Source organism: Flavobacterium sp. KMS (assembly GCF_000813005.1).
Lineage (GTDB): Bacteria > Bacteroidota > Bacteroidia > Flavobacteriales > Flavobacteriaceae > Flavobacterium.
This window is the reverse complement of sequence record NZ_JSYP01000015.1, coordinates 68,226-90,873: the sequence shown is the minus strand read 5'-3', so window position 1 is coordinate 90,873 and position 22,648 is coordinate 68,226. Positions and strand designations below refer to the sequence as shown.

Below are 22,648 nucleotides of genomic sequence, written 5' to 3'. Positions count from 1 at the left end.
TATAAAAAGAAAAACCGCCAAAAGATATTCTTTTCGGCGGTTTAGGTTTATGAGTATTATTATAAAAATTAGGAATCGTTTATTTTATTACCAGTTTTTTACTTTGCTTAAGTGTACCATCTGTAATTACTACATAATATATACCTGTTGGTAAATGGCTCACATGATAAGTAGTTGTATTACGAACTGTATCTATAAGCGCTCCATTATTGTTGTAAATTGTAATTATCAGATTAGTTGATTCTATATTCTTAAGTGAGAAGTTTACAACATCTGAAGCTGGATTAGGAGAAATTGTAAATGATTTATCGTTTTCAAATTCATTAATTCCAAGCGTAGGAGGTAGGGTAACGTCCATAGGAGCGCTCCAGTCACTAGCTCCATTTGCGTATACAGCTCTTATTCTTATTTTGTAATTTCTCTCTTCTCCTTGTTTCTCAACATATTGACTATAAGATGTAGAGGTTGCAAAATCTGCCCATCCAGTTACTGCATTATATAATTGTATTTCATAACTAGTAGCACCATTAATTAATGCCCATGTAGCGTAAAATCCATAAGGGTAAGTTCCATTAGATGGATCGTAAAATACAGGAATTGGTAGCGCTGGGTTTGCATCATCGATAGTTACTGTAGCAATATTAGAATAAGTAGAATAAGTCGTATTCTCGCTAGCTCTTACTTTATAAGAGTAAGTACTTCCTGCAGTTAATCCTGTATCTGTATATGAAGTTTCGTCGGCACTAAGAGTTGCAATTACGCTATATGCTCCGTTTCCTAAAGCTCTTTCTATAGAGTATCCAGTTTCGATGTCTGCATTATCATCCCATGTTAAATCAACTTCAAGAGTAGCTGCATTTGCTATTGCAGCAAGATTAGATGGCGCTACTAAAGCTCCAGGAAGTGTAAAGTCTCTAGGAGTACTCCAGTCACTTGTACCTGTTGCATTTACAGCTCTCATTCTTACTCTATAACTTGTTTGCGTACCTTTTTTATTAATATATAAGAAATGAGCAGTTGATGTTCCTTGGTCAACCCATCCGTCAGTTTCATTATATACCTGAATGTCATAACTAGTTGCACCATTGATTAATCCCCATGTTACATAAAAACCTGCAGCATAAATTCCTGTATCTCCTTCATTAATTATTGGTTTAGCCAATGTTGGGTTCGGATTAGAATCTTCGATTGTTACTGTTGCCACATTCGAGTAATCGGAATTTGTAGCATTTATATTTGCTTTTATTCTATAAGAATAAGCGTTTCCTTTTGTTAATCCTGTATCTGTATAAGAAGTTACGTTTGGAGCAAAAGTTTTAATAACGCTATATGCACCAGTTCCTTCAGCTCTTTCTAATGTAAATCCTGTTTCATTATCTGAGTTATCTACCCATGTTAATGCAACCGAAAGTGCTGTTACATTTACTGTTCCTGCCAAATTGCTAGGCGCATTGATAATTGGGGTTGTTATAGATTCGTTTGGTTTAGTATTGTAAGCAAAATTAGTAACGGTATATCCGTCTCCGCTTGCAGTTACTTTTACTTTCATCCATCCGTAACATATTCTTCCTCTATTAGTGTACTCAAAACCTACATAACCAGTTTCGTTATCCCAAGCTTTGTATGCTGCCGTACGTAAATCTAATTGATTAGGATATGCTCCCGGAGCTGTAAAATTACTTGATGCTCCTATAGTGCCACCTGCAGGAACTTTAGTGATATTTCTTGTTCCTGGTTCGCAAACTAATCTTTTACCATAAGTTTCGATTTTTAATGCATTTGCTGCAAATTGCCATGCCCCATATTCGGTATTATCACCGATAATTAAGCTAAACCATTGCCAGTTTGCTGCTGGTGAAGCTACATAGTCTGGATTGTCTACATAATAGATTCCAAAAGGAGCTTCAAATTCTACTTTTATTGTTTTTGATGCATTATCTAGTGTTGTAATTCCGCCTGTTATTGCTGCATCTTTAAATGTTACTATTACAGAAGAATTATTATTAGGTAAGTGAGAAGTTGCTTTTCCTGTTAAAGCAAGTACAGCTTTAGTGTTATTCTCTAATGTTAAAGTTGCAGTTAATCCTGCTGGAACACCTGTAATTGTATAATCGGTACCTACAATTAATGCTCCTGAACTTTTGGTAAAAGTTCCGTTATTGGTAGATAATGTAATTACTGCATTTGTAGGAACTGCACCATCATTATTGTCAGATTCGTATAATGTGCTTGGTGATAATGTTACCCCAACTTTTGCAGTTACTCCTGTAGTTATAGGCGAACCTGGTTGTGTGTTATAGGCATATTCAGATATTGTATATCCGTTTCCGTCTGCATCTACAGTAACTTTGAACCATCCGTAACAAGTTGCGCCCTCAAGCAGAAAGTCAAAACCTACATATCCTGTTTTACCATCCCAGTTTTTGTATGTTGTAGTACGTAAATCTAATTGATCAGGATATGCTCCCGGAGCTTTAAAATTACTAGCAGCACTTATTTGTGTATTTGCAGGAAGTAATGAAATGTTTCTTGTTCCTGTTTCACATACTAGTTTTTTAGCATAGGTTTCAATTTTTAATGCATTGGCTGCATATCTCCAAGCTCCAAATGATGGATCATCTCCTTTTTCGATATCAAATGCTTTCCATGTAAGCGCCGCATTTGCAGTTGCATCTGGCATATCTACAAAGTAAATTCCGTATGGATCTGCAAATTTAAGATCATAGTATAAAGCAGTACAAGTCATAGTTGAAGCTCCGCCTGAGAAAGCTGCTGGTAACAATGTAATTGTTCCTTTGGCACTATTAGATTTTAAATGGCTTGTTGCTTTTCCCGTTAAAGTAACTGTTAATTGAGAATTAGAATTAACTGTTATTACTGGAGTAATTCCTGCTGGAAAAGTATGGGTAAAATGTGTTCCAGAAGTTAGTGTTCCAGAAGCTAGAGCAAATGTCTCTGTTCCTGTAAGGGTAATTGTTGCAGCAGTATCAAACGAGCCATCATTAACAACTGCTTCTTTAAAGAAATTTGTGCTTGAAGCTAATAATCCTCCTGTTGTATTTACTCCCGTAGCAATTAAGTTACTTTCTTGCCAAAGTGTTTTTCTTGCAGGATGTTCTAAGGCAGCAAGCATTCTGTCTATTTGACCCTGAGTATACATTTTGTAACAACCTTGAGCACCATTGTACCCCATGTAGTTTTCATTATTTACTCTGTCACCATTACAATTTGTTCCTTGTGTACAAGACAACGTATGTTTGCCATCTTCCAGAGGAGTGTCATCTACTTCATCAGAACCTGTGCAACCACCTTCAAAAGTGTGTATTAAATTTAGGAAATGACCAAACTCATGTGTTAATGTAGCCGAAAATTCTTTACTATAAGAGTTGTCAAACAAATAAGCACCATTAAATACAACTCTTGCTGTATTACTAGCAGTCATACCTGTACTTGGATACCAGGCAACTCCTGAGTTGTTAAGTGTTCCATCGGCATATAAATCGTTCTGAATATAAACATTCATATACTTTTTATTATCCCATGCATCAGCAGCGATTTGGTCATCGTATCCGCCACCATTACCATAACCATTTTTTGCAGGGTGAAATACAACTCCAGAAGAGCAACCTCCATTTGGGTCGATTTTAGCAAGTTTAAATTCAATTTTTAATGTTCCTCTTCTTGCCTGAAAAAATGGATCTACAGTTGCGTAATCTGCATTACGACCATTAAAATCATCATTTAGTTCTTTTAGGTGGTTTACGATTTTTTGGTAAGTAACGGTTTTCCCGCTTTGAACATCACCGTAAATATGAAACACTACTGGTATAACATAGGACGTTTCTACTTTTTTGGATGTTTTAGATTTTCTTTCAGCACTGAATTTTTTGCTGAATGCATCAAAGTCTAGTTTTTCTTTTAATGCATGGGGATTTTGTTTGTAGATCTTTTCGTTTTCTTCGCTAGTCCGACAAGGTAATCCTTGAGCACTTATCTTTAAAACGAAAATGAACGCCATAAATAAAAATAATTTTGTTTTCATAATCTTAGGAATTTGTTAGTATGAAACCAAAGATATTTTTATATTGAATTATGTAGTTGTACTATTTTATTCGTTTATGATATCAAATTATCTATAAATTAACCTAGAAATTACATTATGTATTTTTATTCTTATAAAATTATAGATATTTCTCATATTGCGATTATTTGTTTTGAATAATATTTAGCATTGAGTGTAATCTTATGTGATGGTATCTAACATATAGAAACATAGATTTTATGTCTAAAAAAGAATATAAAATGATAAATATTTCTTTGACATAGCTGTTTCCTCTGTGGATTTTAAATTAGTGAAGCGTCTTTTTTAGAGTTTGTAAAATCTATGTTTCTATGTTTTGAAATGTTTGTATCCAAGCTTAATAATAAACCCATAAAATTTGACATAAAAAAAACAGGCACTGTTAGGTGCCTGTTTCAATTCATGGAATTACTTAATATGTTACTAACTCAAAATTAAAATTTATCCCAGAATAATTTTGTGGTCATTTTGTCGCCACCAATCGCAGTCGCTGCTGCATTATAGTTATCTCTGTTTAATGTTGAATCAAAAAGGGAGTATATGTTTCTTACAGGAACTTTTCCTTCAGCTTCACTAACAGCAGTTATTGGAGCGATAAGAATAGGGAAGTCTAATCTTCTGTATTCTGTCCATGCTTCAAAACCACGGTTGTAGTAAGCAATCCAAAGTTGGTAAGCAATTTTTTGTTTATCAGTTCCGAAAGCTGTTGCAAAAGCAACATCGGTTCTGGCTAAATAAGTATCAGCATCTGCAGTAGAAACTCCCCAGTATTTCATACTAGAACGAATTCCTTCTTCGTAATAATCAGCAGCAGTACCACCTACATTAAAACCTCTGCTAGCTGCATCGGCAAGTAAGAAACTTGTTTCTGTATGATCGAAAATTACACCAGGATTTGTTTTTTCTTTTAATTTTAAACCTACATTAGAGAAGTTTTTATAAGAAACTTGTTGTGCATAAGGCGCTCCTTTGTATTCGCCTGCAATTTTTGAAGCTGGGTCAAAAAAGATATCTCTTCTAGGATCGGATTTTCCATTTAACTCATTTACAAAAAATTCAGTAGGCATAATTTGGCTTTCATTTACCAAACTATTATACAATGGATTTTCATCTATTGTAGTCGAATAGTATTGGAATAAAGCATTTTCAGCATTATCCATTATCACACCTGAGGTAAATGCACTTTCGACCATTGTCTTAGCTTTAGCAGGATCAACATCTGCAAGGTGCATTCCCATTTTTAGTTTAACGCTATTGGCTAATTTTTTCCATTTACCAACATTTCCTTTATAAATAAGATCTGCTTTTCCAAAACTACCGTAAGTATCATCTAGATTAGCAATTGCGATATCTAGTCTGGCAGCTAAATCTAAATAAACAGTTTTAGCATCATCATATCTAGGATTTGGAAAACTTTCTATATTTAAAGCTTGCGTGTAAACGATGTCTCCAAAAAGATCTACCAATGTTTGGTAAGTCATTATAATTTGAATCTCTAAAACAGCTATTTTATTCTTTTTAACAGCAACTTCTATTGGCCCTAAAGCTACTTCATCGTTTGTTTTGTTTTTGGCCATTACAAAATCTTGTAAAACATCTCTATAAAGTACTACATTATGAGAGTTACCTAAATTTCTTTTGGTTTGATTGTAATTTACCTCATCAGTATAGGTAGATGTTGTCCAATGTTGAGCATAACCTCTAAAGTTGTTGTCATTTACAGATGCATTAGTCAGGAAATAAGAATAATTTACTTGAGAGCTAGTCATTAAAGTACTAGGTAATGCAGTAGTATATGCTTTAGTATTCTCGTTTAGGCTATCGATATCGTCACAAGAAATTGCCGAAAGCAATAGTGCACTTGCAAAGAATATTATATTTAATTTTTTCATTTTTATATTTTTTAGAATTGAACTTTCATATTAAAGTTATACTCTTTTGATGTTGGCAATACACCAGTTTGAAAACCTTGTAAGTTTCCAGATGACATTCCAGCTTCTGGATCAGCATAAGGAAGATTTTTACTTATGATCCATAGGTTGCTACCATTTACAGCAAAAACAAGACTGTTAATAAATGTATTCTTTAGGTATTTTGATGGAAATCTATAGCTTAAACCAACTTCACGTAATTTTACATAAGAAGCATCATAAACGTATGCTTCCTGTGGCATTGTGTTGTAAGTATCATAATCAGCTAAGACAACTGTAGTATTAGGTGAACCATCAGCTTTTACACCACCAAGAATAATTCCTCCACCATCTGCAATAGAATTTCTTACAGGATTTCCTAAATGGTTATTTCCTACTGTACTTTGGTATATACCTGTTGTATTACCATATTGTTGGTCTAAAGAATATACATCACCACCTTTTTTTACATCTATCAAGAAGTTGAATGAAAGGTTTTTGTAAGTAATAACGTTATTAAATCCTCCAGTCCATTCAGGATTTACATCACCAATTGTTGCACCAGCTACAGTTTCGTATCTTCCGTTTGGTTTCACAACTCTTTGTCCATCTAAATATTTAAATCCAGTTCCGATAAGTTGCCCAATTGGTTTTCCTACTTCTGCAATATATCCTACACCTTGAAATGATCCAATAGACATTCTATCGGCACCATCAAGACTAATTACTTCATTTCTATTAGATGACCAGTTGATTCTTGCCTCCCAAGAGAAATTTTGGGTTTTAAATGGTATAACATTTAATGAAAGTTCAAAACCTTTATTTTGTACATCACCTCCATTAATCCAAGCTCTGGAATAACCAGTTTGTACTGGTGTCTCGATTGATAAAATCTGATTAGTCGTGTTAGTTCTGTAATAAGAAAAATCTAAACCTATTCTGTTTTTTAAGAATTTAAGTTCAATACCAGCTTCAGTACCTTTAGTAAGTTCACTTTTTAGGTTACTATTAGCTTTGTTGTTTTCGGTAGAAAAACGTATTCCATTTGGTCCAAAATTACTATTCTTAGGGTATGTAGATTGAATTACTGCAAATTCAGCATCATTTCCAGTTTCTGCGTAATTTAAACGTAGTTTACCAAATGATAACCAATCAGTTTTAAGGTGATTGCTAAAAATATAAGTTCCTGTAAGAGAAGGATAAGTGTACGTGTTATTTTCTTTAGGTAATGTAGATGATTGATCTACCCTGTATGAACCTTCTATGAAGTATGTTTCATCAAAGTTGAAAGTGGCATTAGCATAGACACTATTTGTACCTATAGTTTCTAAGAACTCATTTGGATAATTAATTGGATTTACTGTATTACTCAACATGTATTTACCAGGTACAATTAAACCACCATTAGTTTCTACATAGGTATTACCATTTGAAGAACGTCTTGAGTTTGCTCCAACTAATCCGTAAAATTTGATTTTTTCTGTAATATTCGTTTTAAAATTTAAGATTAAATCTAAATTGATCTCACGGAATGTTTTGTCATATCTGGAATATTGTCCTAATGTATTTGGAGTTCTTTTTGAACCTACAGCAATGCGCTCTTCTTGTAATTGTTGGTAAAAATCTACAGATCCTTTTCCAACAACATTTAACCAACTTGTTACATCAGTGCTTAAAGCAAAATTACCAAAGAAACGATCTCTGTTTAATGAGTTGTAATTGTTATAACGTTGAAAATATGGGTTATCATGAAATTGAATTTTTAAGTCTTTTGGCCCACCAACACTCCAAGTTGTATTTCTTCCAGTTATGTTATAAGCATCTTCTAAATCCTGAAAATCAGCACTCATATTATACCATTGTCTTACACTGCTTAAGTAGTTATTTCCACCATCACCATATCCGGTTTCATTCATTCCTTTAGCATATGATTTTAGGTAATTTGCAGAAGCAGATACTTTGGTTTTATCACTAATTTTATAACTTCCTGAGAAATTGAAGTTATCTTTTCTGTTGTTACTGTTTGGTAAAACACCTTGTACTTGGTTGTAATTTGTGTAACCAAATCTAAAATCACCACTATCATTACCTGCAGCAACAGCAATGTTATTTGTGTAAGTAAGACTATTTTGGTAAAAATCGTTAGGATTCTTTTTTACAGGAGCCCATGGAGTTGCAATACCATAAGTAGGTAATTCCGGGTAGAAAGAGTTCCAGTTGTAAACCAATAAACTAGGATCGAATTTAGGTCCCCAAGAAGCATCGTCTGTTGCTGCATAAGGATGTGTACCACTTCCTAGGTCTACAGTACCATAAAAATCACCATAACCACTACCATATTGATTTTGGTATTGTGGCAATGTCTTTTTATCTACAGATCCAATAGTTACACCAGAATTAAAAGAAATACCTAACCCTCCTTTAGATTTACTTCCTTTTTTTAATGTTACAAGAATAACTCCATTAGCAGCTCTTGAACCATAAAGTGCAGATGCAGCAGATCCTTTTAAAACGTTAATAGACTCGATATCATCCGGGTTAATGTCTGAGGCAGCATTTCCGTAATCATAACCTCCTTTATTTCCTCCACTTTGTTGATTATCAGTATTTGTGTTGTCATTGTTCAAAGGAACACCATCTACAACCCATAATGCTTGGTTATCATTAGTTAAAGAAGAAGATCCACGAATAATAACATTTGTAGATCCACCAATGTTATTATTTCTTCTAATATCAACACCGGCAACTTTACCTGAAATAGAGTTTGCTACGTTACCGTTATTTATTTTATTTAAATCTTCACCTTTTACTTCCTGTGTAGCATAACCAAGAGATTTTTTCTCTCTTTTTACACCTAATGCAGTAACAACAATTTCGTTAAGAACAGTTGAACCGCCTGTCATTTTAAGGTTTACTTTGGTTGTAGTTGCAGGTAATTCTTGGGTTTTCATCCCAATATAGCTAAATAAAAGAACCTGAGTAGGCGAGGCGCTGATAGAATAAGCTCCATCAAAATCTGTTTGTGTGCCTGTTTTAGATCCTTTAATTAATACACTAACACCTGGTAAGGGTATTCCTGCATCATCTGTAACAATTCCTGTAACTAATCTTTCTTGCGCAAGAATTAGTTGTGTTGCAAATACAAAAAAGAGTATTGCAATTTTCCTAAAGTTAATTTTGAATTTCATATACTGGTTTTATTATTAATAAGTGCAAATATTTTGCATTTATAGCTTTTTTTATGCCAATATATTATCATAAAATCAGATTATGTTATCTAGTTTTGAGTATATTTTATCTGAGATATTGGGGTTTTTATAGATTTGAAAGTATTTATTTACCTAAAGAGGTTTTGGTGTTTTTTATCAGAAAAATTATTGGACAATATTTACCAGAATGATGAGGTATAAATCGAAGGTAAATCGCATGAAACAAGCCCATTTTTTTGATTGGAATTGTGTCTTTGGTAAAATTTAAAAATCAGGAATTTAAGAAACTTGCTTTCATGATTTTATGATTTTTTTGTGCAAACAGATAAAGCTAATACTGTCATTTACAGAAATGACAAAAATGCGCAGACAAACGTCAAATTTGAGCTTTAATCAAGATTTCTTACATCCTTACCTACAAGATCCAAAAAAAACCGTGCAGGACAAAAAAAAACAGCTACAAAATTGCTCTTGTAACTGTTTAAACTAATAGTCTTAAAGGAGGGTATAAGGCTATTTATTTTTAATAAGTGTTTCTATATCTTCAATCTCTATTGGTAATGCTTCCGAGAGATTGATGTTTCCATCTGCTGTAAGTAGGTAATCATTTTCTAATCGGCAACCGATTCCTTCTTCTAATATATAAATTCCTGGCTCGCAGGTAAGCACCATTCCTTTTTCTAAAGTACGAGAATACAATCCTACATCATGAACATCTAGTCCTAAATGATGTGCTGTTCCGTGCATAAAATACTTTTTATAAGCTGGAGCATCTGGATTTTGATTGGCAATATCTTCGTTGGTAATTAATCCTAGTTTAATTAATTCTTTTTCAATTAAACCAGCCATTTGCTTCTCGTAATCGCTATGTTTAATGCCAGGTTTTAATAATTTAGAACCTTCTTTTAAGCAATGTAAAACTGATGAATATACTTCTCGCTGACGAGGTGAAAATACTCCGTTTGCAGGAACACATCTTGTAGTGTCAGAATTATAATTGGCATAACAAACACCAAAATCTACCAGAACCATATCATTCTCTTTGCATATAGCATCATTAGAATTGTAATGTAAAGCACAGGCATTTTTTCCAGACGCAACAATAGGTTTGAAAGCATGACGTGTAGCTCCATTTTTTATCACTTCATAAATAAGTTCTGCTTCTAGTTCAAACTCATTTAGGTTAGGTTTAACAGCACTAAGAAGTCCTTTAAAACCTTTTACACTAATTGCTACAGCTTTTTTTATTAGCGCAACTTCTTCGTCTGATTTTATTGGTCGCAATTCACGAGTTATCTTAGCAACTCTATCGTATTGATGCAACGGGTATTTCTCTTTACACCATTGTATCATTCGGTCTTGGCGAGTAGTCATTTCTGATGTTACTCTTTTTATATGCTCGTTGTGCCCTAAATAAAAGGCATCAGCTTCAAAAGCAAAAAGCTGCAAAGATTTTTCAAATTCATGAATCCATTTTACGTTTTTTATACCCGATATAGCTGTTGCTTCTTCTTTGGTTAAGAAATCACCATCCCAAAGTTTAGTATGCTCACTTACTTCTTTTACAAATAAAATAGCTCGATTTTCTTCTTTATAAGCATTTGGAAAAAGAACCAAAATAGTTTCATCCTGATCGATTCCTGTTAAGTAAAACAAATCATTATTTTGTGCAAACCCCATAACATCATCGGCATTATTAGGCATTACATCATTAGAAACTAAAATAGCAATGCTATTTGGATTCATTTTTGTCGAAAAACGTTTTCTGTTTTCGATAAATAAAGAAGAAGGTATCGATTCGTATCTCATAATTTTATAATTGAAACATTTGTGTATTAACAGAGGTATTTTTTCCAGAAATAATTTCCGAAACAATTTTACCTGTTGCTGGTGCCAAGCTTAATCCCATCATGGCATGTCCAGTTGCCAAAGTTAAGTTTTTTATTCTTTTATCTCTAGCAATTATCGGCATTCCTGATGGAGTACAAGGTCTAAATCCGTACCATGTTTCTTCTTCTTTTGGCATTTCAATTTTTAAATCAGGGTAAAATTCATTAATGCTATTAACAATCCCCTGAACTCTGTTTTTATTGATTTTGGTATCGTTTGTATGCGTAATTTCCATTGTACCTCCAAAACGGATATCATTGTTCATAGGCGTAACAGCAACTTTTCCTTCGCATAAAATGGCAGGAATAGAAGGTTTTATATTTACATCTTTTAGAGTAAAACTATATCCTTTTCCTGGTAATATTGAAATGGAACGATTTAGCTTTTTTGCAATTTTAGGGCTCCATGATCCACACGCCAAAACAACTTCGTCGGTCATAAAAGGTCCCATATCAGTAAGTATTTCGGTTATAGTATTGTTTTTTATTACAAAATCTTCTACTGTAGTTCGGTTATGGATTTTTACATTCAGTCGGCTTAATTCATCTTTTATAAATTGCATGAATTTTTGAGGATAGATATGCGCATCACTTTTATAATGTACACCACCTATTACATCAGTACTAGTTCCTGTTTCTAGTTTTGTTACTCCGTCCTTAGAAAGGTAATCTACTTCCAGACCAAAACATTCGGCTAGCTTTCCTTCGTGATTAATTTCTTCGGCAGTTTTCTCTGTTTTATAAAGCATCAAAAGACCTTTTTTTTCATAAAAGAAAGAATTACTTTCTTTTATGAAATCCTGGTACAATTCTTTGCTAAAAAGAGATAAATTACAAAGTGCTGGCATTGCTTTTTCTACATGTTGCTTATTGGCATGTTTGTAGAATTGTAATCCCCAATTTGCTAAATCCATGCTTAATCTAGGCTTTACATAAAACGGACTTTGACTATCAAACATCCATTTTATTCCTTGTGTAATCATTCCTGGTTGTGCCAGCGGAATAATATGCGAGGGAACAATCATTCCCGCATTCCCGTAGGAACATCCATCTGTCATATCCGACTTATCGAAAACAACAACTTGATATCCTTCTTTTGCTAAATAATACGCTGAACATAGTCCGATTATTCCCCCACCAATAATACTTACTTTTTTCATTATACTTATAAATTTAAAAAATCATCGGTAAGAATTATGCTCTCTAAACCAACGATTTATTTTGGATTATATTTTTGTTAAATTACCTGAAAACCAAATGCATACGGATCATCATCTTCATCAATGATTATATTGTTATATCCATACACTTTTGCCCATCCTTGTATACTTGGCACGATGGCTTTAATATCTCCAATGGTAGTTTCTTCTTCAACTCTTCCTATAAATTTGCTGCCAATAAAACTTTCGTGAATAAAATCTTCGCCTTTCTTTAATTTGCCTTTTCCATGAAGCTGAGCAAGTCTAGCCGAAGTTCCTGTTCCGCACGGAGAACGATCAATGGCTTTATCTCCATAAAAAACAGCATTTCTTCCTGAAGATGTTGGATCGATAGGATCACCTGTCCAGAGCATATGACTTACATCGCGAATAGTACTATTTTCTGGGTGAATAAAAAGGTTAGGATATTTCTCGTTGATGCGCTTGCGAACTTCCTGACTGTATTGAACAATTTTTCCTGCCGTAAAATCTTGCACTCCCGAAAAATTAGCTTGAGGATCTACGATTGCATAATAGTTTCCGCCATAAGCAACATCAAAAACTATTTCGCCAAGTTCAGGACAATCTACAGTAAGTCCTTCGGCAGCGAGGTATGATTTTACATTAGTTAATCGTACCCAATCTACTTTTTTACCCGTTTGTTGGTATTCAATCTGAACCAAACCTGCCGGAGCCTCCATTTTTATTTTCCCTGGAATTTTAGGCGTAATCAAACCTTCTTCGATGGCAATTGTTATTGTACCGATAGTTCCGTGGCCACACATAGGCAAACAACCTGATGTTTCGATAAATAAAATACCAAAATCGTTCTCAGGATTACTTGGCGGATAAAGTATGCTACCGCTCATCATATCATGACCTCGTGGTTCAAACATTAGCCCTTTACGAATCCAATCATATTCCTTCAGGAAATGTTGGCGTTTCTCACTCATATTATTCCCAACCAAATTTGGACCGCCTCCGGCAACCACTCTCACTGGGTTACCGCAAGTATGTGCATCGACACAAAAAAAAGTTTTTCTTGGCATAAACTAAATAGATTTCTTGGTTATTATATCATTTACGGTTCTTGTAATTTTTAAGGGATTTAGGTTCTGTAATGCGCTCGGTAGTAATTCGTCTGGCCAATTTTGATAACTAAATGGTCTTACCCAACGTTTAACGGCATGGATTCCTACGGCTGTAAATCTTGAATCCGATGAAGCAGGATAGGGACCACCATGAATCATCGAAGCACAAACTTCGACTCCTGTAGGTACGCCATTAAAAATTAATCTTCCAACTCTGCTTTGTAAGGCATCAATAATAGTATTAGAATTAGCTATCTCTTTTGGTTCTGCAAGTATAGTACCTGTTAACTGTCCGTCTAATTTATTAATAATTCTTTCTAATTCCTCATCATTTTCGCATTGTACCACAATAGAAAATGGACCAAATACTTCATGACTTAATGTAGCATTCTCCAGAAATGTTTTACCATTTACTGTAAGTATAGTTTGTGGCGCATAGTTAGGAGATATTTCACCTTTATATTCCGCAATAGTACTTACTCCATTTTGAGATTTTATTTTTTCTCTACCATTATTAAAGTCGTCTTTAATAGATGGATGCAACATACATGAAGGTGCAATTTTTTCAATTTCTTCGGCTAATTGCTCCATAAATTGATTTAATTTCTCTCCTTTTATTCCTAATAACAATCCTGGATTAGTACAAAACTGACCTGTTCCTAAGGTAATAGAATTTGCATAGGCAGTTGCCCATTTATTACTATTTTTTTCTAAAGCCTCTGGCAAAATAACCACAGGATTAATACTTCCCATTTCTGCAAATACAGGGATAGGCTCCGGACGTTGCGATGCTAAATTAAATAAAGCTCTACCGCCATTAATACTTCCTGTAAACCCTACCGCTTTTACAAGTGGATGTTTTACTAAAGTTGCTCCAAGTGTTACACCACTACCAATTAGGTTTGAGAAAATACCTTCGGGCATATTGTGTTTTTTGGCTGCTTTTATAACTGCCGAGGCAACCATTTCGCCAGTTCCTATATGCATAGAGTGGCTCTTTACAATTACTGGACAACCTGCTGCCAATGCCGATGCTGTATCGCCACCTGCTGTAGAAAATGCAAACGGAAAGTTACTAGATCCAAAAACAACAACTGGTCCTAATGGAACTAACATTTTACGTAAATCATCTTTTGGTAAAGGCTGTCTGTCTGGAATTGCAGTATCTATTGTTGCTTCAACCCAGCTTCCTTCAGCAAGCATATTTGCAAATGAGCGTAACTGAAAAATTGTACGACCTCGTTCTCCTTCGGCTCTGCCTTTTGGGAAACCAGATTCTGTACAATACACCTCTAATAATTCATCGCCAAGGGCAAGGATTTCTTCAGCAATTGCATTCAGAAAATCTGCCTTTTTTTGAGCTGGACAATTTCTATAAACTTTAAAAGCATCATTTGCTAATGCTACAGCTTCATCAATTTCCTCTGGAGTAGCTTCTGTAAATGTCCAGGGATTTTCTATGTTTAACTGTGGGTTTATTGTTTTATAGGTTTTTGTTCCATCAGCTTTAAGCTTGCTTCCTATATAATTTTTTCCTGTAATCATTTTTTATGTATTAAGATTATAATTAAATCCAGACTTGCTTAAAAAATATTATGTTTTATGAGCTGGCTATCTACTCTAATAACCAGCTCAAAAACAAACCAAACTAAAAACAAATCTAACTAAACTTAAAAAAGAATATTATTGTTAACTCCGTTGGGGAGGATTTTGTAAAAATTAATTTTGACGTATTGTACTACAAGTTTTACTTATTTGCATTTACATAATATAATTACAAATCAATTTTAACGAATAGGTTTTTACGTGTTAAAATATAGTCTACCTCAACGGGTAATGTATGCTTTATAGTACTATGGATTTATAATCTGGAAGAGTTGGTCTTGTACGCAATGCTTCTGCAATGATTGCCAAAACTCTTTCTCTTTCTGCTCCATGAAGTGGTAATCTTGGTGCACGAACAAATTCTGTTCCCAGACCAGTAGCAACTTCTGCCAGTTTTATATTTTGTACTAATAGTGGGTTAATGTCTAGTTCTAACAAAGGCAAGAACCATCTGTAAATAGCCAATGCTTCTTCGGCTCTACCAGCTTTTGCTAATTTAAAAATAGCGACAGTCTCAGCTGGAAACGCATCAACTAAACCAGAAACCCATCCGTCAGAACCCATAAAAATACTTTCTAATGCTAATGTATCAACACCAGATAATACTTTTAAACGACCTTTAAAACGGTTTATAATTCGAGTAACATTAGATATATCTCTTGTAGATTCTTTTACTGCCTGAATATTATCAAATTTCAAAATTTCTTCAAACATATCCAATGATACATCAATTTTGTAATCAATAGGATTGTTGTAAATCATGATAGGAAGTGAAGTACTTTTTGCCACTTCAGAGAAATAAGTAACTGTTTCATGACTTGCTGCATTGTAACGCATAGGAGGTAATAACATTAATCCTTTTGCACCATTTTCTTCTGCTTTATTAGCAGCTTGAATCGCAGCCCGAGTAGTTTGCTCGGCTATATTCATAATCACCGGTACTTGCCCGTTAACTATATTAATAGTCTCTTTGATTAATTCTTTTTTTTCATCCTCTAATAAAGTGCTTGCTTCTCCAAGTGTACCTCCCAGGATAATCCCAGAAACACCTGCCTCGAGCTGAGCTCTTACATTTACTCCAAACATGTCGAAGTCTAACTTGTCATCGGCAGTAAACTTTGTTGTAACTGCTGGCATAACGCCTTTCCATTGAATACTCATAATTACGATTTTAATTTTTTCAAAAATATTTATAACCTGCAAATATGTAATTAGGTAAGTTATCACAAAAAGATACTATATTATCCGATTTTATACTAATTTTTAAAATTATTACTTAATATGTATACATTTTTTTATATTTATAGAATATAATTAATCCGTTATGAAAGTATTTCCATTTAAGATTCCAAAAACTAAAGAAGATTCGCTCATTTATCAAGAAGACGTAGAATTTGTTTTTTATGATAAATTGCACCAACACGAAGAAATACAAATAAGCTATATCGAGAATGGCGAAGGAACCATTTTTGTAGGCGACACAATTTCTCCATATCAAAAAGGAGATGTTGTGGTTATTGGTAGTAATTTACCACATGTATTTAGAAGTGAAAATAATACCAACGAGCTTTCGGTAATGCTAACATTGTTTTTTACGACTAACTCTTTTGGGAAAGATTTTTTTACGCTTCCTGCTTTAAAAGACATTCAGCCATTTTGGGAAAACAGTAAGAATGGTTTTGTGGTTAACAATCCTTCAAATAAAGTTGTTAAGGCATTTAAAAAAATAAAAAAGGTAAATGAATTTGATCGTTTTATTCTTTTTCTTGAAATAACTAAGAAGTTATCTCAAGAGAATAAGACACCACTTTCTAGTTATATATATGATAAGAAAATTACAGATAATGAAGGAAAGCGAATGCAAACGGTTTTTGAGTACGTTATGACTAATTTTCAGAAGAATATTACTCTGGAGGAAATCGCTGCATTATCAAATATGACTAAAAATGCTTTTTGCAAATACTTTAAAGTCCGGACCAACAAGACATTTTTTCAGTTCCTGATAGAAATCCGGATTGAGCGGGCAGGGAAGTTATTATCTAGATCACAAGAGTTATCTGTACTAGAAGTTTCAGAATTATGTGGGTTTAATAATATTTCTAATTTCAATAGAAAATTTAAAGAAATAAAAGGAATTTCTCCCCTTGCATACCGCAAATCTCAAATGTTAAAATGGAAAGAAAAAGCATAGCTATGATTTTAAAATCCATTTTTTAAGTGTTTTTTATGTTGAAAATTTTAAACCTTTAGCTTTAAAATTACTAAACAATACTTGGCGTGCACTACTAATAGTTTCTTCGGTGCGATAAATACTGCACCAGAATTTCACTAGTAATTTATAATTACCATCAGATATGGCGGTATAATAAATTTGTGGAGTTCTGGAATTGTTTATCAATGTTTGAGTTTCAAGTGCTTCAAGTACAATTAAATTAATATCATCTGGAACAATGTCGCCTTCAACATCAAAGGAAATTTCGACTAGTTTAAAGTTATCAGTATAAGTCCAGTTAGTAATATTTTGAGATAATAAATTACCATTTGGAATTATTATTTCGGCACCGTTTGGAGCATTAATTTTGGTTGTACGAAGTCCCATTGCTTTTACGCGACCCGATTGTGAGCTAATTTCGATTACATCTCCAATTTGTATTGGTTTATCAAAAATCAAAATAATACCCGACACAAAGTTGCTTACAATGTTTTGCAAACCAAGTCCAACACCAACTCCTAAGGCACCTAATAAAATGCTTAGTTTGTCCAGCGGCATTCCTGATGCGGCTACAGCCAATAAATAACCTCCAATTAATACCACAAGACGTGTTATTAATAATTTAGAATGTTGGCGTTTGTTTACATTTTCTTCATTCTCATCATCGACTTCACCAAAAAAGTAAGCAACGTATTTTTGCAGAAGGTGAGCCATCCAGATTATAATAAAAAACAAAACGATATTACCCAAGGTAAATGTGATACTACCAATAGTATTTGGGTGGGTTAATAGTGATGTAAATGATGCACGTAGCGATTCCCAAATGTTTAAATTGGATGCAATCACCACCAACCACATATAACTGATTATTATTATAAAAGGTCTTTTTAGATTATCTGATAAACTCTCATGATCAAAAATGGTTTCGATTCCGCGTTTGATTCTTGTCGTATATATTTGTAAAAGAATTATTTCTAGAATTATTTTTAATAGTACGCTAAGTGCAATAATTTGAGTAATTGCAATAAAGGCAGTAAGGCTTAACATATTTGAGAGAGAAACTCTACCGTAAATATTAAAAACAATAGCTAAACTATTTAAACCTATGAATATTATACTTGCCCATTTAAAGAATCCCTTTATGTATAATTGATCCTTAATACTCTTAAGCTGAACCAATCCATAACGTATTCCGAAGACATTAATTAGGATAAAAGCGCAACGTTGGAACAAGCCAACCCCGATAAATAAATCCAGGAAACAAAGCGCAGAAAACAATCCTACTAATAGAAATAAGTTTCGCATTGATTCTTTAGACCAATGATTTTTAAATAGAAAAGTAAGCACCACAAGCAGTATCAACTGTAATGATTCTATAAATAGGGCGGGAGCATATAAATTACTCACGATGGCAATATTAAGCCCAATTACAATTACTGGAATAATAATACCACTATTTAAGTATTTAAAATTTAGTAATGTAAGGTTCTCAAAGTGATTGTTATTTTTTAGGTATTTAAGATTGCGAGAAATGTACCAAGCTAATAATCCCATAAAAAATGTAAGAGTGATTAATCCGCCGATACTATAATTTAAATAGTACGATACCACGCTATTCTCTATAGCTACTTTTGCTTTAATATTCTGCGATATGTCTTTTTTGGCAATCGTATCGCTAGTATTCCATATAAAAGGATATTCTCTGCCAAGAATACTTATTCCAGATTTTTCAAGCTTTTTTTCTACAGTTAATAATGCACTCGAAACAGCTATTTTTCTTTGTACCGTTAGTCTGTTTTTGGTATTAAGAACCTCTAGATTGTGGTTCATGAGGCTATCTGTACTTAAATAAGTCTTTTTAAGATTTAAAAATTCGCTCTTAAATTGCTTGCGAAGTATGGTGTCTTTTAATAGTGTAATTAGCGCTTTGTCTTTGCGTAAGTCAGCAAATCGACCTTTGATTTTATCAAGGTTTTTGTTGCGTAAATTAATGGCAGTATTTTGTTCGTCTAATTCCTGACGAATTTCTTCTAATACAATACGATACATTTGCTGATTTCGCACATTTGGATTAGCTCCTTTTAAATTAGCCAGAATAAGATCTAGTTTATTTTGAGTTCTATCTATTTCAGCAAACAGATGAAATGTACTTCCTTCAAAAACAGCGTCATTATAAGCAGATTGCAAAACCTCACCAGCTTTTTCGATAGCCATAAGATAGTCACTATCGGTCTTGGTCGAATCTTCAAATAATTTCCCACTACCTTGTGTTTTAGCAGTATCTGGAGTAGCCGTTGTTGTGGCTTGTGAGTAAGCAAACGGTGAGAAGAACAGTATCGTTAGTAAGGATAAAAGACAAATAAAATTTCTGTTATGACGCATAATATAAATCATGTATTTAAGACGTCAAATTTAGAAAAATATGCTTACAAAATCCAAATTTTAAGTTTTGTTTGGGTCAAAAGGAATCATGCTTATATCTTTAAACCATATAAGTAATGTAAGTTCATTTAAGTGAGTTGTGTAAAAATAGCTGGATAACGGATCGCATCCACAAACAACATCTTATAACCATAGCCAACGGTTTCAACCGTTGGAATGCAAAGGACAATCGCAATCTGTACCGCACGGTTGAAACCGCGGGCTATGGTTGAAATAGGATAGAATTTAAGATTCTTGGTATAGACCTTTGTCAAAGTTTTAAAACTTTGACAAAGGTTGTATTGGACAACTATATTTTTTGAAGTGAAGAAAAAACAAACAATATGAAAATTATTTCTTCATTACCAATGCTTTATTATACTCGTAGTTCATTTTGGCAATAGAAAGTACCGATATACCTTGCGGACATTCTACTTCGCATGCTTCGGTGTTAGAACAAGCTCCAAAACCTTCAGAATCCATTTGGTTTACCATTGTCAAAACCCTTTTTGATGCTTCAATTTTTCCTTGTGGGAGTAATGCTAAGTGAGTTATTTTGGCACCAACAAATAATGCTGCGCTAGAATTCTTGCAAGTCGCAACACAAGCACCACAACCTATACAAGCCGCCGCATCAAAGGATGCTTCGACGGTTTCGTAGGATATAGGAATACTATTTGCCTCGGGCGCCTGACCAGTTGAAGCTCCGATATAACCACCGGCAGTAATAATAGAATCAAATGCAGTTCGGTCAATTTTTAAATCCCGAACTACAGGAAAAGCTGTTGCTCTAAATGGTTCAATATATATAGTGTCGCCATCTTTAAAACTTCGCATATGGAGTTGGCAAGTTGTAGTATGTTTTAATGGGCCATGTGCTCTACCATTAATCATAACGCCGCATTGTCCGCAAATACCTTCTCTACAATCATGGTCAAATTCTATAACGCGTTCCCGTAGTTGGATAAGTGATTCGTTTAAAAGATCGAGCATTTCTAAGAAAGACATATGTTCGGTTACGCCATCTATTTCATAATCTACCATTTCTCCTTTAGAATTGGCATTTAATTGGCGCCATATTTTTAGATATAATTTCATCTCTTTTAGTTTTAATTATTTGTAGCTACGTACTGCAAGTTCTACTGATTCAAATACTAAAGACTCTTTGTGTAGTTCAGGAGGATTTGATTCTCCTTTCCATTCCCAAGCCGACACATAACAAAAATCGGCATCATTTCGTACTGCTTCTCCTTCGTTACTTTGGTATTCTTCTCTAAAATGCGCTCCGCAAGATTCCTCTCTTTGTAATGCATCGTAACACATAAGCTCAGCTAATTCTATATAATCGGCTACACGTCCGGCTTTTTCTAATTCACTATTTAATGTATCATCACCAGTTATTAGTAAGTCTTTTTCAAAAGAAGCTTTCAAAGATTTTATGGCTACAATTGCTTCTTCAAGATTCTGTTTACTTCTGGATAATCCGCATTTTTCATACAATAATCGTCCTATGGTTTTATGGAAATAATCGGTTGAAAGATTTCCTTTGCTATGTAAGAATTGGTTTAATTGATCTCTAACCGTTTTTTCTGCTTCCGCAAAAGCGGGATGGTCGGTACTAATTCGGGAAGCATTTAGTTCGCCAGACAAATAATTAGGAATAGTGTAGGGAGCAATAAAATAGCCATCAACACAAGCCTGAAGCAGAGAATTTGCACCAAGTCTATTTGCGCCATGATCTGCAAAGTTGGCTTCACCAAGGGCAAACAATCCAGGAATTGTAGTCATAAGTTCATAATCTACCCAAAGTCCGCCCATCGTAAAATGCGCTGCTGGAGAGATAAGCATTGGTTCCTTATAAGCATCGATTCCGTTAATTTTTTCATACATAGCAAAAAGGTTGCTGTATTTGGCTTCGATATTTTTCTTGCCTTGTACAGCGATAGCATCCGAAAAATCCAAATAAACAGCATTCTTCATTGGTCCGGCACCATGACCAGAGTCAATTCGTTCTTTGGCAGCTCGAGAAGAAATATCTCTAGGAGCAAGGTTACCAAAGGCAGGATATCGACGTTCCAGATAATAATCTCTTTCTTCTTCAGGGATAGCATTAGGAATTCTATCGTCTCCCGCTTTTTTAGGAACCCAGATGCGACCGTCATTTCGCAATGATTCTGACATAAGAGTAAGCTTCGACTGATTTTCTCCATGTTGAGGAAGACAAGTAGGATGGAACTGAATCCAACTTACGCCTGCCATATAAGCCCCTTTTTTGTGTGCTCGCCATATTGCCGAACTATTACAACCCATAGCAAGTGTAGAAAGATAATATACCTTACCATAACCACCTGTTGCAAGTACTACGGCATCGGCAGCATGACGTTCTATGGCTCCAGTTTCTAGATTACGCGCTATAATTCCTTTGGCTTTGCCATCTATCAAAACCAATTCGAGCATTTCGTGACGCGTATGCATGGTAACTTTACCTGTGTTTACTTGACGAAGAAGTGATTGATACGCTCCAAGCAAAAGTTGCTGTCCTGTTTGTCCTCGGGCATAAAAGGTTCTGGAAACCTGTACACCTCCAAAGGATCTATTGTTTAAGTAACCTCCATATTCTCTTGCAAAAGGAACACCTTGAGCAACCGATTGGTCGATTAAACTAGCTGAACATTCGGCTAATCTATACACGTTGGCTTCGCGAGATCTAAAATCTCCACCTTTTATAGTATCGTAAAACATTCTATACACGCTGTCGCCATCGTTTTTATAATTCTTAACAGCATTTACACCACCTTGTGCAGCGACTGAATGTGCTCTTCTGGGCGAATCCTGAAAACAAAATGATTTAATGTTATATCCTTGTTCAGCAAGTGATGCCGCACAAGAAGATCCTGCAAGTCCTGTTCCTACCACTATAACAGTAAGTTTTTTTCTGTTAGCAGGATTTACAAGTTTTGCTTTGGCTTTATAATTATTCCATTTATCAGCAAGTGGGCCATCTGGTATTTTTGAATCTCTCATTTTCATA

General features: G+C 34.3%; 12 protein-coding genes. 1 reads left to right on the top strand and 11 read right to left on the bottom strand.

Annotated elements, in window-relative coordinates; translation table 11 throughout:
* Window positions 1-79 precede the first annotated feature (79 nt).
* From OA93_RS24180 to OA93_RS15825, 8 genes are all read right to left on the bottom strand, one after another.
* Window positions 80-4,042, bottom strand: coding sequence for a M43 family zinc metalloprotease (locus tag OA93_RS24180; protein ID WP_052259473.1), 3,963 nt, complete (start codon window positions 4,040-4,042; stop codon window positions 80-82).
* A gap of 473 nt (window positions 4,043-4,515) precedes the next feature.
* Window positions 4,516-5,973, bottom strand: coding sequence for a SusD/RagB family nutrient-binding outer membrane lipoprotein (locus OA93_RS15855; protein WP_039114383.1), 1,458 nt, complete (start codon window positions 5,971-5,973; stop codon window positions 4,516-4,518).
* Between the two features lie 11 nt (window positions 5,974-5,984).
* Window positions 5,985-9,179: a SusC/RagA family TonB-linked outer membrane protein gene (locus OA93_RS15850; protein WP_039114381.1), complete on the bottom strand. Its 3,195-nt coding sequence runs from the start codon at window positions 9,177-9,179 to the stop codon at window positions 5,985-5,987.
* 534 nt (window positions 9,180-9,713) lie between these two features.
* The gene (locus OA93_RS15845; protein ID WP_039114379.1) at window positions 9,714-11,009 is read right to left on the bottom strand and encodes an aminopeptidase P family protein; all 1,296 of its coding nucleotides are present in this window, start codon (window positions 11,007-11,009) and stop codon (window positions 9,714-9,716) included.
* Between the two features lie 4 nt (window positions 11,010-11,013).
* A complete protein-coding gene (locus tag OA93_RS15840) occupies window positions 11,014-12,249 on the bottom strand; it encodes an FAD-dependent oxidoreductase (protein ID WP_039114378.1) in 1,236 nt (411 codons plus the stop codon).
* 77 nt (window positions 12,250-12,326) lie between these two features.
* Entirely contained in the window at window positions 12,327-13,337 is a 1,011-nt protein-coding gene (locus tag OA93_RS15835; RefSeq protein ID WP_039114377.1) for a 4-hydroxyproline epimerase, read from the bottom strand.
* Between the two features lie 3 nt (window positions 13,338-13,340).
* On the bottom strand, window positions 13,341-14,924 hold the full coding sequence (locus tag OA93_RS15830; RefSeq protein WP_039114375.1) for an aldehyde dehydrogenase (NADP(+)): 1,584 nt from the start codon (window positions 14,922-14,924) through the stop codon (window positions 13,341-13,343).
* Between the two features lie 300 nt (window positions 14,925-15,224).
* Window positions 15,225-16,145 carry a dihydrodipicolinate synthase family protein gene (locus OA93_RS15825; RefSeq protein ID WP_039114372.1) on the bottom strand — a complete coding sequence of 307 codons (921 nt, stop codon included), beginning with the start codon at window positions 16,143-16,145 and terminating at the stop codon, window positions 15,225-15,227.
* Between the two features lie 163 nt (window positions 16,146-16,308).
* Between OA93_RS15825 and OA93_RS15820 the strand changes: the two genes are divergently transcribed.
* Window positions 16,309-17,175: an AraC family transcriptional regulator gene (locus OA93_RS15820; protein ID WP_039114369.1), complete on the top strand. Its 867-nt coding sequence runs from the start codon at window positions 16,309-16,311 to the stop codon at window positions 17,173-17,175.
* Window positions 17,176-17,208: 33 nt separating this feature from the next.
* On the opposite strand, the gene OA93_RS15815 is transcribed toward OA93_RS15820, so the two are convergent.
* The 3 genes from OA93_RS15815 to OA93_RS15805 all read right to left on the bottom strand — a co-directional run bounded on the left by OA93_RS15815 (window position 17,209) and on the right by OA93_RS15805 (window position 22,647).
* The gene (locus OA93_RS15815; protein ID WP_240474741.1) at window positions 17,209-19,590 is read right to left on the bottom strand and encodes a mechanosensitive ion channel domain-containing protein; all 2,382 of its coding nucleotides are present in this window, start codon (window positions 19,588-19,590) and stop codon (window positions 17,209-17,211) included.
* Window positions 19,591-19,968: 378 nt separating this feature from the next.
* Window positions 19,969-20,715, bottom strand: coding sequence for a succinate dehydrogenase/fumarate reductase iron-sulfur subunit (locus OA93_RS15810; protein ID WP_039114368.1), 747 nt, complete (start codon window positions 20,713-20,715; stop codon window positions 19,969-19,971).
* Between the two features lie 15 nt (window positions 20,716-20,730).
* Window positions 20,731-22,647, bottom strand: a complete 1,917-nt coding sequence (locus OA93_RS15805) for a fumarate reductase/succinate dehydrogenase flavoprotein subunit (RefSeq protein ID WP_039114366.1) — start codon at window positions 22,645-22,647, stop codon at window positions 20,731-20,733.
* Window position 22,648: the final 1 nt, after the last annotated feature.